At 38.9% G+C, this 14,530-nt stretch carries 15 protein-coding genes; 7 read left to right on the forward strand and 8 right to left on the reverse strand.

Going from position 1 to position 14,530, the window contains the following annotated elements:
- Nucleotides 1-3 precede the first annotated feature (3 nt).
- The 3 genes from KZC02_RS20680 (at nucleotide 4) to KZC02_RS20690 (ending at nucleotide 3,950) form a co-directional block, all read left to right on the forward strand.
- The gene (locus KZC02_RS20680; RefSeq protein WP_229253699.1) at nucleotides 4-1,074 is read left to right on the forward strand and encodes a family 43 glycosylhydrolase; all 1,071 of its coding nucleotides are present in this window, start codon (nucleotides 4-6) and stop codon (nucleotides 1,072-1,074) included.
- Nucleotides 1,075-1,229: 155 nt separating this feature from the next.
- Entirely contained in the window at nucleotides 1,230-2,390 is a 1,161-nt protein-coding gene (locus tag KZC02_RS20685) for a cellulase family glycosylhydrolase (RefSeq protein ID WP_221390433.1), read from the forward strand.
- Nucleotides 2,391-2,678: 288 nt separating this feature from the next.
- The gene (locus KZC02_RS20690) at nucleotides 2,679-3,950 is read left to right on the forward strand and encodes a sugar MFS transporter (RefSeq protein ID WP_221390434.1); all 1,272 of its coding nucleotides are present in this window, start codon (nucleotides 2,679-2,681) and stop codon (nucleotides 3,948-3,950) included.
- Between the two features lie 104 nt (nucleotides 3,951-4,054).
- Here KZC02_RS20690 and lysA read toward each other — a convergent pair whose 3' ends face one another.
- Both lysA and pyrF read right to left on the reverse strand, forming a co-directional pair.
- The gene (lysA, locus tag KZC02_RS20695) at nucleotides 4,055-5,278 is read right to left on the reverse strand and encodes a diaminopimelate decarboxylase (RefSeq protein ID WP_221390435.1); all 1,224 of its coding nucleotides are present in this window, start codon (nucleotides 5,276-5,278) and stop codon (nucleotides 4,055-4,057) included.
- Between the two features lie 48 nt (nucleotides 5,279-5,326).
- Nucleotides 5,327-6,154, reverse strand: a complete 828-nt coding sequence (gene pyrF, locus KZC02_RS20700) for an orotidine-5'-phosphate decarboxylase (protein WP_221390436.1) — start codon at nucleotides 6,152-6,154, stop codon at nucleotides 5,327-5,329.
- Nucleotides 6,155-6,262: 108 nt separating this feature from the next.
- On the opposite strand from pyrF, the gene rfbC reads away from it, so the two are divergent.
- On the forward strand, nucleotides 6,263-6,811 hold the full coding sequence (gene rfbC / locus KZC02_RS20705) for a dTDP-4-dehydrorhamnose 3,5-epimerase (protein ID WP_221390437.1): 549 nt from the start codon (nucleotides 6,263-6,265) through the stop codon (nucleotides 6,809-6,811).
- 53 nt (nucleotides 6,812-6,864) lie between these two features.
- On the opposite strand, the gene KZC02_RS20710 is transcribed toward rfbC, so the two are convergent.
- The 5 genes from KZC02_RS20710 to KZC02_RS20730 all read right to left on the reverse strand — a co-directional run bounded on the left by KZC02_RS20710 (nucleotide 6,865) and on the right by KZC02_RS20730 (nucleotide 10,416).
- Entirely contained in the window at nucleotides 6,865-7,545 is a 681-nt protein-coding gene (locus KZC02_RS20710; RefSeq protein WP_221390438.1) for a type 1 glutamine amidotransferase domain-containing protein, read from the reverse strand.
- Nucleotides 7,546-7,781: 236 nt separating this feature from the next.
- On the reverse strand, nucleotides 7,782-8,438 hold the full coding sequence (locus KZC02_RS20715; protein WP_221390439.1) for a response regulator transcription factor: 657 nt from the start codon (nucleotides 8,436-8,438) through the stop codon (nucleotides 7,782-7,784).
- Nucleotides 8,439-8,443: 5 nt separating this feature from the next.
- Complete coding sequence (locus tag KZC02_RS20720; RefSeq protein ID WP_221390440.1) at nucleotides 8,444-9,304, reverse strand: sensor histidine kinase; 861 nt, start codon at nucleotides 9,302-9,304, stop codon at nucleotides 8,444-8,446.
- Nucleotides 9,291-9,989, reverse strand: a complete 699-nt coding sequence (locus KZC02_RS20725; protein ID WP_221390441.1) for a hypothetical protein — start codon at nucleotides 9,987-9,989, stop codon at nucleotides 9,291-9,293. The genes KZC02_RS20720 and KZC02_RS20725 overlap by 14 nt, the downstream gene beginning before the upstream one ends.
- Nucleotides 9,990-10,011: 22 nt before the next feature.
- A complete protein-coding gene (locus tag KZC02_RS20730) occupies nucleotides 10,012-10,416 on the reverse strand; it encodes a hypothetical protein (RefSeq protein ID WP_221390442.1) in 405 nt (134 codons plus the stop codon).
- A gap of 461 nt (nucleotides 10,417-10,877) precedes the next feature.
- Between KZC02_RS20730 and KZC02_RS20735 the strand changes: the two genes are divergently transcribed.
- From KZC02_RS20735 to KZC02_RS20745, 3 genes are all read left to right on the forward strand, one after another.
- On the forward strand, nucleotides 10,878-11,153 hold the full coding sequence (locus KZC02_RS20735) for a SelT/SelW/SelH family protein (RefSeq protein ID WP_221390443.1): 276 nt from the start codon (nucleotides 10,878-10,880) through the stop codon (nucleotides 11,151-11,153).
- Between the two features lie 266 nt (nucleotides 11,154-11,419).
- Complete coding sequence (locus tag KZC02_RS20740; protein WP_221390444.1) at nucleotides 11,420-11,842, forward strand: Hsp20/alpha crystallin family protein; 423 nt, start codon at nucleotides 11,420-11,422, stop codon at nucleotides 11,840-11,842.
- 223 nt (nucleotides 11,843-12,065) lie between these two features.
- Nucleotides 12,066-12,404, forward strand: coding sequence for a hypothetical protein (locus tag KZC02_RS20745; protein WP_221390445.1), 339 nt, complete (start codon nucleotides 12,066-12,068; stop codon nucleotides 12,402-12,404).
- 57 nt (nucleotides 12,405-12,461) lie between these two features.
- On the opposite strand, the gene metG is transcribed toward KZC02_RS20745, so the two are convergent.
- Entirely contained in the window at nucleotides 12,462-14,519 is a 2,058-nt protein-coding gene (metG, locus tag KZC02_RS20750; protein ID WP_221390446.1) for a methionine--tRNA ligase, read from the reverse strand.
- Nucleotides 14,520-14,530: the final 11 nt, after the last annotated feature.

The raw sequence follows: 14,530 nt of genomic DNA on the forward strand, positions 1-14,530 counted from the left end.
ATCATGAAAAAGGTGCTTTCAATTCTTGCATTATTTATTGTATTTACTACCTCAGATTCATGTAAAAAACCTTACAACGGATCTAAAATGTCAGGAATTAATCAGGATTCGCTTATTTATACAAATCCTGTTTTTGAGCCAATCCTGGCGGATCCGACTGTAATGAAAGCAAATGACGGCTGGTTTTATGCATACGGAACAATGGATGACTGGGGTGACGGTAAAGGCGCACATCTGGTTCCGGTAATCCGGTCGAAAAATCTGGTTGACTGGACCTATGTGAAAGATGCTTTTCTGACAAAACCTGCGTGGAAAGAAAAAGGCGGGATTTGGGCACCTGATATTGTGCAGGTGAACGGTAAATATTATTTGTATTATGCTTATTCAACCTGGGGTGATCCAAATCCGGGAGTAGGGCTGGCCATTGCTGATTCTGCCGCCGGGCCATTTACAGATACCGGAAAGTTATTTTTAAGTAAGGAAGCAGATGTTCCCAATTCAATTGATCCGTTTTATCTGGAAGCGAACGGGAAAAAGTATTTGTTTTGGGGAAGTTACAGTGACGCACCTACGCAAGGGACTTTTGGTGTAGAATTGGCAGAGGACGGTAAATCTGTTCTGGACATCACTAAAAAATTTAAAGTGGCTGCCGGAGATTTTGAAGCAGTAATGATCCAGAAAAAAGGAGAGTATTATTACTTTTTTGGTTCAAAGGGCGGATGTTGTGAAGGTGCTAAAAGTACATACAATGTCCGGGTTGGCCGTTCGAAGAATATTCAGGGGCCGTATCTGGATAAAGGAGGAAAAGATCTGAAAGAGCGAGGTTCAGGTTCTGTTTTGTTGCATGGGAACGACCAATACGCTGGTCCTGGGCACAATGCACGATTAATTGCCGATAATGCCGGGACTGACTGGATGTTGTATCATGCGATTGATAAAAGCAAGCCCAATGTTCCAACCGGAGCAAACAGGCGTGTTTTAATGCTGGATAAAGTAATATGGCCAAACGGATGGCCTGAAATAGTAAATTCTCAGCCGGGTTTAAAAAGTCAGAAAGGGCCAGTTTTCAAGTGAAGAAAAGAAGCTTTCACGGAAAGGCCGCAAAGAAAGGAGCCTGGAACGTAAAGATTTCTTAACGGTCTTTGTTTTAACTTTTTACTTTGTTAGGCAGGCGATCTTGTGAAAATAAATATTGCGAATCTAAAATCTAATACCAAAATTCTTACTAAATGAAATTTTTAAAAACGACACTTTGGGCAGTACTGATTTGCCTTTCTTTTCAAAACTGTGCCAAAAAAGCAGAAGATAAAAAAGAAGAAGATAGTACCTCACAAACATCCGCAAGAGAAATCTGGACGAAGCAACAGGCAAAAGACTGGTATGCCAAACAAGGCTGGCTGGTCGGAGCTGATTTTTTGCCAAGTACGGCGATCAATCAATTGGAAATGTTTCAGGAAGCGTCATTTGATACGACGACTATTAACCGGGAACTGGGCTGGGCCGCAGGTATTGGTATGAATACTATGCGTGTGTATTTGCATGATTTACTATACGAGCAGGATTCAGCAGGATTTTTCAAAAGGTTGGATGTATTTCTTGATATTGCTTCCAAACATAAGATCAAGCCGGTTTTAGTATTATTCGATTCCTGCTGGGACCCATTTCCAAAGTTAGGTAAACAGCCTGATCCAAAACCTGGCGTGCACAATTCCGGCTGGGTGCAGAGTCCGGGATTAAATGCTTTAAAAGATAGCACGCAATATCCCAGACTGGCAAGATATGTAACAGGTACTGTGGCTAAATTTGCAGATGACGATCGTGTTCTGGCATGGGATATCTGGAATGAGCCTGATAATCCAAATACGAGTTCATATGGAAAAGTTGAACTGCCGAACAAAGTGGATTATGTATTGCCGCTGATGAAAAAATCTTTCAGCTGGGCGCGTTCTGTTAATCCTTCGCAGCCGTTGACAGCAGGAGTTTGGGCGGGAGACTGGACATCACACGAAACCCTGAAACCAATAGAAAAAGCTAGTATTGATGAATCGGATGTTGTTACTTTCCACAACTACGACAAACCTCAGGACTTTGAAAAGCGTATTAAACAATTGCAGCAATACGACCGTCCGCTTATTTGTACCGAATATATGTCCAGAGGAAACGGCAGTTTTTTCGAAGGGTTTTTGCCAATTGCGAAAAAGTATAATGTGGGAGCAATAAACTGGGGATTAGTGAATGGGAAATCCCAAACAATATATCCATGGGACAGCTGGAAGGTTACTTACACCAGCGAACCGAAACTCTGGTTTCATGATATATTCCAGAAAGACGGGAAACCATATCGTCAGGCCGAGGTTGATTTGATTAAAAACCTGACAACGGCTAAGTAAGGCTTCTAAGACTAATCTTTTTTTGCCACGGATATACGAATAAGACACTAACGCTAAATTAAAATAGTATTAGTGTCTTATCCGTGAATCCGTGGCAACATTGCTTTAGGCCGTATCGATGGCTCTTCTTTGATTATTAATATTTAACTATATTTTATAAATAAATTACTGAACAATTGTGACCGCATGGAATAGTTACGTCTAATTCATCTGATGCCAAAAATAGCGGTGTTTTTGACATAAGATAAATTAAATATTAAGTTAACTAATTCTAATGTTTGGTCTTTTATGAGTACCTGGAAAATTAAGCTCTCCATTTTTATTAACTATTTTATTTTTGCCATTTTACTCAATAGCGTAGGTACAGTTATTCTTCAGGTGCAGGCTTCTTATGGAATAAATGCTTCTTCTGCGGCTATTCTGGAAGCATGTAAAGACCTAAGTATTGCAGGTATGTCATTTTTTGTAGCATCATATCTGAACCGGATCGGGTACCGGAATGCTATGCTGATTGCCCTGGGAACTGTGGCTGTTACATGTATTATGATGCCGCTCGTGAATACTTTCTGGATGACAAAATTGTTATTTGCAGCAACAGGAGCAAGTTTCGCGCTTATTAAAGTATCCGTTTATGCTACAATAGGATTAGTTACCAAAGACCAGAAGGAGCATATCAGTATGATGAATTTTATCGAATCATTTTTCATGATCGGTATACTTACGGGTTATTTCATATTCAGTGCTTTTATTGATGATAAAAATCCTCAGGCAACAGGATGGACGAAGGTTTATTTTTTACTGGCCGGATTAGCTATTTTGGCGTTTTTACTGTTGTTGAGTACACCCATTCATGAAAATGAAATGGGCGATACAGAAAAAATAGAAAGTTCACATGTGGGATTAACAAAAATGTTTCAACTCACTGTGATGCCTATTGTGATGATCTTTGTTGCAAGCGCATTTATATATGTTTTAATCGAACAAAGCATTATGAGCTGGCTGCCGACCTTTAATAATAAAGTACTACATCTTCCAACAGCTCTAAGTATACAAATGGCCAGTATACTGGCTGCTTCCACGGCATTTGGCCGCTTTGTTGCGGGAATCGTATTAAAAAGGTTTTCCTGGATTATGGTCCTGATCTGCTGCATTCTGGCATCTGCTGCTTTGGTGGTTTTTGCCTTGCCACTGGCCAAAAATGTTAATGGCAACAATATCACAGGATGGAGCAATGCTCCTATGGTAGCCTTTATGTTTCCGCTCATCGGGTTTTTTATAGCACCGATTTATCCTGCTATCAATTCCATTATTTTAAGTGCATTGCCCAAACAACAGCATGGAATGATGTCAGGGCTGATCGTTATTTTTTCGGCTTTGGGAGGAACAACCGGATCATTAATTACCGGCCACATTTTTGAAGCTTACGGCGGTCAGACCGCATTCTACTTTTCTCTTATCCCCATGGCATTACTCGTAATTTGTCTTGTGTTTTTCAAAAGATTACAAAGCAAACATTATGGGAATGTGGATTTCAGCGAATTAAGCGCCGGAGGGCATTAATAGGTTACACGGAGTTACACAGAGGAAAAAAAGAGGGCCGCAGAGTTAATTTTTTTCTCTGTGGTTCTCTTTTTTCTCCCATAAAACTCTGTGTAACCTAACAACTACATCTGAGTTCGTAAAAGATCTTCCAATGTTTCTCTCCTGCGGACTAATTTAGCTTCTTCATGATCTACCAGTACTTCTGCCGGACGAAAGCGGGCATTGTAATTTGAACTCATGGTGAAACCGTAGGCTCCTGCATTCAGGAAAGCGAGGATATCTCCCTGGCTGACTTCGGGCAACTTACGATCGGTAGCAAACGTGTCGGTTTCACAAATATATCCTACCACATTATATAATTTCTCTTCACCCGCCGGATTAGAAGTATTCAGAATGTGATGATAGGAACCATACATCATCGGACGGATCAAATGATTGAGGCCGGAATCAATATGTACAAAATTTCGCGCCGGATCTTCTTTTACTACTGTTGAGGTTGTGAGCAAATAGCCGGATTCGCTTACAAGAAATTTACCGGGCTCGAACCAAAGTTGTAACTCGCGGCCATATTCGTCACAAAAGTTTTTGAAACGTTCAGAAATTTTATTTCCCAGTAATTCCATGTCGGTCACGGCATCGCCTGGCTGATAGGAAACCTTAAAACCGCCTCCCAGATCAATAATTTCAAGGTCAGGAAAATGTTTTGCAGTTGCAAAAAGAATATCTGCAACCTGTAAAAATGGTTCCGCGTCTTTAATATCTGAACCTGTATGCTGGTGAAGGCCGATAATTTTGAGATCGTATTTTTTAACAACTGCTAAGATCTGATCAATCAGCAATACGGAAATACCAAATTTGGAATCTGCATGAGCCGTCATGATCTTGATATTACCACCAGCAGCTACGTTTGGTTTAATGCGTATCAGACAAGGCTTGGTGTTACCATAAGTTTGTCCGAACCATTCCAGTAAAGGAATGCTGTCTACATTCACAATTGCTCCTGCTTCAACTGCCGCCTGTACTTCCGCAAACGGAACACCGCTGGGTGTGAATGTAATCTGGTTGCCTGCATAACCGGCTAATTTCCCCATTTCGAATTCTCCCGGTGATACCACATCCAGTTCAACCCCGATTTCACGCATCAGCCGTAAAACGGCAAGATTGGTATTGGCCTTGCAAGCATATTTAATTTTCATATTCACGCCGGAAAATGCGTGTTTAAGCTCATTTACTTTGCGTCTTATTGTGCCTCCATCATAAACATATAGCGGACTGCCAAATTTTTCAACCAGTTCAGCCGGCTCAATTCCTTGTATCGTGTATTTATTTTGTTCGGAAAGTTGCATTACCTGTTAATAAAAGAATTACGAATTTGTGAATATATGATGTTACTGTTAATTACAGTATTTGTCCAGATAAAGAGCCATTTCCTGTTGAAGATGTTTAGCTTCTTGTTCTGCTTTCTTTGCGAAGTCTACACCGTTGCTGGCATAAATAATACTCCGTGAAGCGTTGATCAGCAAGCCACAATGTTTGTTCAATCCATACCTGGAAACTTCTTCCAGGCTGCCACCCTGAGCACCTACTCCCGGAACGAGCAAAAAGTGATCAGGAACAATACTGCGTATATGTTTCAGATCCTGTGCCTGCGTTGCACCAACCACATACATCATCCGGTCTGCACCTGCCCATTCCTGTGATTTTATCAGAACCTGTTCAAAAAGCGGCTTGCCTTCTGATTCAATGCGTTGAAAATCTGAACTGCCTGAATTTGATGTAAGTGCCAGCAGAATAACCCATTTGTTTTCAAATTCAAGAAAGGGGATTACGGAATCGCTGCCCATATAGGGTGCAACGGTAACGGCATCAAAATTCAGGCCGGAAGAAGCAGGATCAAAAAAAGTTCGTGCATAGAGCCCGGAAGTATTTCCAATATCACCTCTTTTTGCATCAGCAATGGTGAAGTGGCTTTGGGGTATATATTCTATTGTTTTTTGCAAACTTTCCCAGCCTTTCGCACCCAAGGCTTCGTAAAAAGCAATATTAGGTTTGTAGGATACGCAATAATCCAGTGTCGCATCAATAATTTGTTGATTGAATGCAAATACCGGATCTTTTTCCTTTAATAAATGAGACGGTATCTTACGTATGTCTGTATCCAGGCCTACACACAAATAGGATTTTTTATGAAAAATGTGTTCAGATAGTATTTTATGTGTCATGATTTTGGAAATATTGCGCCGAAATTACAACGTCTGATAATAGATTCATAAATTTGCTGACATATTAAACAGCTGTTTGCCAAACCATCGTACCATAAGTAATGCACTATGCAAATTAGAGAAACATCTATAAAAGGTTTAGTTGAAATTTTTCCACGTATTTTTGAAGACGATCGTGGCCTTTTTTTTGAATCTTACAATAAAACAGGATTTAAAAAGCTGGGACTTCCAACCAATTTTGTGCAGGATAATCAATCTTTTTCCAAGAAAGGTGTTGTCAGAGGGCTTCATTTTCAAAATGCGCCATTCGCACAGGGCAAACTGGTAAGAGTAATTTCAGGCCGGGTTTTGGACGTTGCAGTAGATATTCGTCCTGAGTCTCCGACATTTGGTAAATATGAAATTTTTGAACTGAGAAGCGATACCAATAATATGGCTTACGTTCCCGAAGGTTTCGCCCATGGGTTCGTAGCATTAGAAGATTCAGTATTCAGTTATAAATGTACTAACGGTTATAGCAAAGAATCCGAATCGGGAATATTATGGAATGATCCTGATCTGAATATTGACTGGGGTATAGAAAATCCTATCGTTTCTGAAAAAGACGTAATACTGCCTACTTTCAAATCTCTTTTTGGTGAAATGGGGGTGAAGTAAGAAAGAATTCACGCAGTGTAAAACTCCCTAACTCTGCGTGAATCCTTTAATGTTTATTTTTCGAAGAGTTCCTCCAAAGCCTTGGAAGCTACTTTTCTTGCGGAATTTGGATTTTGTCCGGTGATCAATCGCTCATCCAGTTCTATAAATTCGATAAAGGGGATCATAGATTTCGTATAATGTGCACCGCTCTCTTTTAATTTGTCTTCAAGGTAAAAAGGTACTTCGGTAACAAAGCTCATCAGCGCTTCTTCCATATTTGAAAACCCTGTCAGGTATTTGTCTTTTATAAGCAGCGAACCATCCGACAACTTCACGTGAAGTAATCCGCAAACACCATGGCAAACGGCAGTAACCATACCGTTATTTTCATAAATTGTACGTGTAATATCTTGCAATTCAGTATTTTCTGTCAAATCCCACATTGCTCCGTGGCCGCCTGCAAAATAAATGAGACGGTAATCATGGGCGTCAATTTGTGAAGGAAGCAACGAATTTGTAATTTTTAACTGAAAAGCGTTGTCGTCCGAGTATTTGAGATTCACCTCATCTTTTAAATCCAGGCTGCGCTCATCAATAGGGATTTTTCCTCCATTCGGACTGATAATATCAACCAGTACTCTTCTTTTTACCATCACATCATAAAAATGAGTTAGCTCGCTCAGCCATAAACCGGTCTTTCCTGATTTGGTCGGATACGTATCATGATTTGTGCAGACGATAAGGATTTTCATAGCTATATTGTAAAGAATACTTCGGGAAAGATACTACAAAATCATAGCAATTTCCTGATGACGCCGGACAAGTGAGTATCATTTATGGCAATACAACGCGGGAAGAAACCGGGCTTGAATTATACTTAATGCTGGAGCTAAGTCAGTTTTGCCTGATTATTTTGGATAGGAGAAATTGGGAGTTGAATGTTTTTTTAATCTATGAACACTGCAAACGGTTTACTCTGTTTAATTTTTTAGAGTAACTGATTTTTGTAGGCGAAAGCAACAGCTGCTGCGGTTGTTTTTGTTCCGGTTTTTTCAAGAACACGCAAACGGTGCCCCTCCACGGTGCGGATACTGATAAATAACTTGTCACTGATTTCCGAAGTGGAAAGCCCGTCACAGATCAATTGTAAAACCTCCTGTTCTCTTGGAGAAAGTGCAACATTACATGCGTTTGGGAAAAAAGGATGCTTATTTGGTTGCCGGTTCACCATTTTACGGTGCATGGCTTTTGATACAAAATCATTGTAATAGAAACCTTCATCAGCAACCCGTCGTATGGCTTTTTCCACTTCGTCAGGACTGGTATCTTTTAGTAAATATCCCTGTACGCCTTTTTCCAGCATGTGTATCACAAACCGGTCCTCATTATACATTGAGACCACAATTACTTTGATGTCAGGGAAACGCTCAAAAGCAGCTTCGGTAGCCTGAATGCCGTCCATGACCGGCATTTGAAGATCCATAAATACAATATCGGGTGTATTGGCAGGCAATTTATCCAGAAGCTCCTGCCCGTTCGCAGCTTCCAGAATGAATTCGAAGTCAGGAATTCCACTCAGCATAGAAATAAATCCTTTTCTGAACAGTTCATGATCGTCGGCAATACCTAATTTTACGGTTTCCATATAGTTTAAAGATTCACACGTTCACGACGAAAAGGATGTAAAGGCTCTGGTTTACTGTCTATTACAGGAACAACTGGTATTTGAGCGAGTGCATTTGAACCATTATTTTCCGACTTGCTGAATTCTACTGTACCATCCACGATCGAAAGCCGGCTTTGTATCCCCAGCAGGCCAAGCCCTGCCAGGCTACTTTCTTTAATCAGATCATGATCAAAACCAATACCATTATCGGTTACACGCAGGCTGATATACTTACTGTTCGTTTCCAGGCTAATATTGATTTTCGAACAGTTTGAATGTTTGATCGCATTGTTAACCAGTTCCTGCATAATACGGTAAAGGGTCAGTTCCACTTTTGGTGATTGCCTGGGAAGTTCTTCCGTACTGTGCTGAAAAGTGATTTTTAAATTATTCCCATCTTCAAGTTTATGAATAAATTCGTCAATAGCCTCTGCCAGGCCAAAACGCTCCAAAGTAGTGGGCACCAATTCCCTGGTGATACGCCTTACATGTAAGATCGTTTCCTCAACCAATGATTGCGCCCTTCCCATAATCTGCTCTTCTTTTTCTCCTGTATTACCAATGATCTTGGCTAACTGATTTAAGCTGAGTTTTGTCAGTGAAAGCATGGTGCCGATATCATCATGCAGATCCTGTGCTATACGTCTCCGCTCTGTTTCTTCGGAATTAAGTGCAGTATCAAGTAAAAGGCGGCTATGTTCTTTTTCGATATCATTTATTCGCTTCTCCTCTTCAAATTTCTTTTTTTGGTAATACATGACAAACAGGATCACAAAAAATGCCATAATAAGCATTGCAAGTGTAGCAATAAGTAATGCCCATTTTAATTGATCACTGTCTTGCATAATTTTCTGCTGAAAATTGGTAAATACCGATACTAAACAAAAGAGCACATATGATTTCAAAAATATATGGTATCACGCGGGTTATACCTAAATCTATCACACTATTCCAAGTAGCAGTATAATGCAACAGAGGTGCGATAAAAATAAAACTGGAATAATATAATAGTAGTCCTGAACATATCCAAAAGAATGGGAAAACTAAGAGATCGGGAATCTTCAAAGATTTAATAAGTTCATAAAAATACAGAAGAACCAAAATAATAATTAATACACCTTCAATAGTTTTCGAAAATAAAACTGCTCTATGATTATGAAAATCTGTTATTCTGCTATTAGAATGGAAAATATCCCATATTGTAAATACTACTAATGCTACGGTCGAAATAGCAATTCCTTTTTTATAAATTTTATTATCCAGTTTTTCGTAGAACATACTACTAAGTAATGCATAATAAATAGGAATGCTTAAATTAAAATAAATAATATTGTTTTGATGAATGGACGCTGAACGAATCATTAAAAGATCTATTATTAATTTGAATGTTAGATAAATCAGTAGAATTTTGAATGCTGAATCCAAATATGCTTTTTTAACTAAAATTAAAATTAATGGTAACAACGATATGAAAACAGCTGTACATGGAATAGGTTTCTTGAAATAGTATGTAATGAATGTTTCCAACATTATTTAATATTTTAAAATCATTTTAACATTCGTTTGGACAAAGAGGTCCTTTACCCAAGGCAAACTTTTTGGCAGCTACGCTTCTGTTTGTTGAAATATTAGTGATACTTGTTAACTCAGTACCATGTGTATCAACTGGAACAATAATTAATCTAGGTGTTGGTTTAATATTTTGATCTTGTTTTGATTTTATATTATCTCCTTCTTCGGAGGAATTTTCGTCAGACAGTCCATAATAAATTCTGAAACCAACTGCTTTACCTTCACATTCGTCTAACAGATTTTTGAAAATATCCAACCCAAAAAATTCCGCTTTAACGAATTGTCGCGTTTGATCTTTTTCTGCAAATTGGCAGTGCTTTTCAATCATCTCTTCGGCCATATTTTTTAGGATAAATTCTCCTTCGGTTCCTACATACTTTGACATAACTGTAAATGATTTTGGATTTTAACTAAAAAATTATTTATGTGTAAAATTAGAGGTAACAATACGAATTGCCAAAAGATTGAGATTCTATTGAGTAAACGGTTGTTATATTAAATATCTGATAATTAATCGTTTATAAAAAATTTTGATTTTAAAACACGTAATAGTACGTATAGGAACACGGACATTTACGAAGTGGTAAATTATCAATTACGCATTTTAAAAATCAGGGATTTTAACTCTAAAATCCAAGTCTGGCAGCTATTAACTTTGTTATACGTTAAGAAAGACTTTTAGGGGTTTTCTTATTGAGATTAAGGGGTTAGGTTAATATTTGAAAACCGCGATGGATATCCGTTGCGGTTTTTTGCCGTTTGGTGGAATTTTAAGTGGTTATTTGAACTTTATAAATATCTTGATATCATTCAGCTGCCATAAGGCAATTATAACATTATAAATTTATGAAACCGACCATAACCATTGAATATTGCCCGAAATGCGGCTGGCTTTTGCGGTCTGCGTGGATGGCTCAGGAGCTGCTTACTACTTTTGCGGAAGATCTGCATGCTGTAACGCTGGTTCCTTCCGAAGTTGCGGGAAGATACACCATTCATGTTGGTGAAACCATACTTTGGGACCGGAAACGGGAAGGCCACTTTCCTGAACCTAAAGAAATCAAACAAAGAGTACGTGATGAAATTGCTCCGGAACGTAACCTCGGACATAATGAGAGGTAAAATGTATGATTTTGGTATTATCTACCAATTTTGTAGACATATTGTCACCCAGGCAAAATTATCTACTGAAATTATGGCATGCTATAATTTTGATTTTAGTAAATGCTTTTTGTTTAAATACTGGTCAGGGAAACCTGAGATTGCTTTTTGAAGGTATTACTTATCTATGCAGGTTAACTTTTTTATACCTCGTTACATCTAAATGTGCTAATGGCACGTAGTTTTTAATAACTATGTAAAAGCAAGAACCTAAACATACGATTGCCATGGAAAGCAAGCTGAAAATACCACAGGAAATGTTAATGAATATTGATTTTATCAATACAATTAACGGTGGAATGAGTGAGCCGGCCATTCAACTTGAAAAAGGATCGGATGGTTTTGAGGTAGTTGTGAAAGTTCCTGGCATTGAAGTTGAGGATCTTCAGTTAGAAGTTGTAAGAGGAAAAAAGAATTCCACTAATTTGAAGTTATACCACTTATTGCCAATTTTTTCACAGGATAGCCTTACTGAAGAAGAACAATGGAAAACGGTCCGGTTCATTAATACATTTGTTATACCCAACGGAGTGGATATTGAAAATATCTCTGCCAGATACGATGATACATTACGCCATCTGATATTACACTTACCATTTAGTGACGAAAAAGGAGATTACAGAAGAAAAGTTGATATCAGCCGTTATTAGGTCAAAATCATTATCCTGTTCTTAACCTGCAATAATCAGATTGCAGGTTTTTTTATGCCAATTTAAATCTTTCCTGAAAAGGTACCAGTTTCCGAAAAAAATTTCATCCTGCCAATAGATTGTATTAAAATATTGTAAACCTTTGATACAGTGTGCGGAATGGATAGTCATATTTGTATTTTAGCTGTAATAACAGAATTTACATCTCCACAATCTCTACGTTATGAAAAGGTCTAATATTTTTGCTTACATAGAACTCTCAAAATTGGTTGGAGAGCTTCAAATGGCGGGCACATCAGAAAAGCTGAAAGAAAAGTTAAAATCACAATCGGCATATTTCAGGATTCTGGAACCTAAATATTTTTCCGATTCTCTGACCAAGGACTGGGAGGGAATCCTTCACGTGGTTCAACAAAACGGGGTGAAGGTAAATGTAACAGGAGGCAAGCCACTCTCAAACGCATTGTACAATACAATCGAAGGATTCACTTATTCAGAATGCCAGATATTAGCAGAGCAGATTTATGCTGTTTTTGAAAAAATGAAACAGGAGTTCATTTAAAATTTTACCAATGAAAACCAGTTTTAGCTGGTTTTCATTGGTAAAATATACTGAGAATTAATTGACAGTTCCTCCGTTCCAAATCTCTTTTCCGGGCTGTACAAAAGCCAGGCTTCCATCCCTGTCTTCTGCCATCAATATCATTCCGTGGCTTTCCATTCCCATCATTTTCCTGGGGGCCAGATTGGCCAGGTATAAAACCTTTTTGCCAATAATATCTTCTGGTTTGAAATGCTCGGATATTCCGCTTAAAACCATCCTTTGTTCACTGCCAATGTCAACTTTTAATTTAAGCAGCTTTTTGCTTTTAGGAACATTTTCAGCTTCTACGATAGTTGCAACACGGATATCCATTTTAGCAAAATCGTCAAACTGGACTTCGGGTTTAACCTCGCTCACTACTTTTCCTTCCAATTGATTAAGCCGTTTGGCATCAAGTAGTTTCTGGATTTGTTTTTCAATAACATGATCCTCGATTTTTTCAAAAAGAAGGCTTGCTTCTTCAATAACTTGTCCCGCATCAAGCAGATCAGGTTTGCCGGCATCAGCCCATGTTTTATTTTTAACACCTAGTTGAGTAATGATCTTTTGTGCTGTAAACGGGATCACCGGCTCAGAAACAATAGCAAGGGATGCAGTAATCTGCAATGCAACATTCAGGATTGTATTTACACGGTCAGGATCAGTTTTGATAACATGCCATGGCTGCGTATCAGCCAGATATTTGTTTCCTAATCTCGCCAGATCCATAATAAAAGTCAAAGCTTCACGAAAACGATAATTTTCCATCGCTTCCCCAATACGGATTGGAAAAGCAGCCAGTTCGCTTAAAACTTTCTGGTCAATTTCCTGCAATTCTCCGGCAGCGGGTACTTTTCCATTAAAAAACTTATGGGTAAGTACAACAGCACGATTGATAAAATTGCCAAAAATGCCTACCAGTTCACTGTTATTGCGGGTTTGGAAATCTTTCCAGGTAAATTCACTGTCTTTGGTTTCAGGTGCATTAGCTGCAAGTACATACCGCAATACATCCTGTTTTCCAGGAAGCTCTTCAAGATATTCATGTAACCATACGGCCCAGTTTCTGGAAGTGGATATTTTGTCTCCTTCCAGATTCATGAATTCATTAGCCGGAACATTATCAGGCAAAATCAGATTTCCTTCGGCAATAATTGTTGCCGGAAAAATAATGCAATGGAATACGATATTGTCTTTCCCAATGAAATGTACCAGTTTCGTATCTTTTTCTTTCCACCAGTTTTCCCAGCCTTCGTCAGTTCCGTTTTTCTGAATAAGCCAGTCTTTCGTTGCAGATATATACCCGATTGGTGCTTCAAACCATACATATAATACTTTTCCGTCGGTACCAGGCAATGGTACAGGAATTCCCCAATCCAGGTCGCGTGTCATAGCACGGGGTTTCAGGCCTTCTTTTAACCATGACTGACATTGGCCCAATACATTGGTTTTCCATTCAGGATGGCTGTTTACGAAAGCTTCAACCTGAGGCTGTAACTTGTCCAACGGCAAAAACCAGTTGGTAGTAGCTTTCATAACCGGTTTTGCACCAGAAAGCATGGAGTGTGGTTCAATCAGTTCAGTCGGGCTCAGAGCAGAACCGCAGCGTTCGCATTGGTCGCCGTAAGCATTTGGATTAGCACACACAGGACAAGTACCTACGATATACCTGTCGGCCAGGAATTGCTGTGCCGTTTCATCATAATACTGTTCAGTGGTTTCTTCAATAAAAACCCCTTTGTTATAAAGATCAGTAAAAATTTCCTGCGAAGTCTGATGATGGATTGGTTTGCTAGTACGGGAATAAACGTCAAATGATATACCGAGTTCTTTAAAAGCACTATCTATTTGTGTATAATATTTATCAACAACTCCTTGCGGAGTCAATCCTTCTTTTTTTGCACGAATGGTAATAGGCACACCATGTTCATCAGTGCCGCTAATGAATGCGACATCTTTACCATTGGAGCGCAAATAACGAACATATATATCGGCTGGAACATAACAACCGGCTAGGTGACCAATATGAATGGGGCCATTTGCGTAAATAAGTGCCGCTGTAACGGTATATCTTTTTGGATCGGTGATTGCCATCAATTTTTTAC

The sequence above is a fragment of the Dyadobacter sp. NIV53 genome (genome assembly GCF_019711195.1).
Taxonomy (GTDB): Bacteria; Bacteroidota; Bacteroidia; order Cytophagales; family Spirosomataceae; genus Dyadobacter.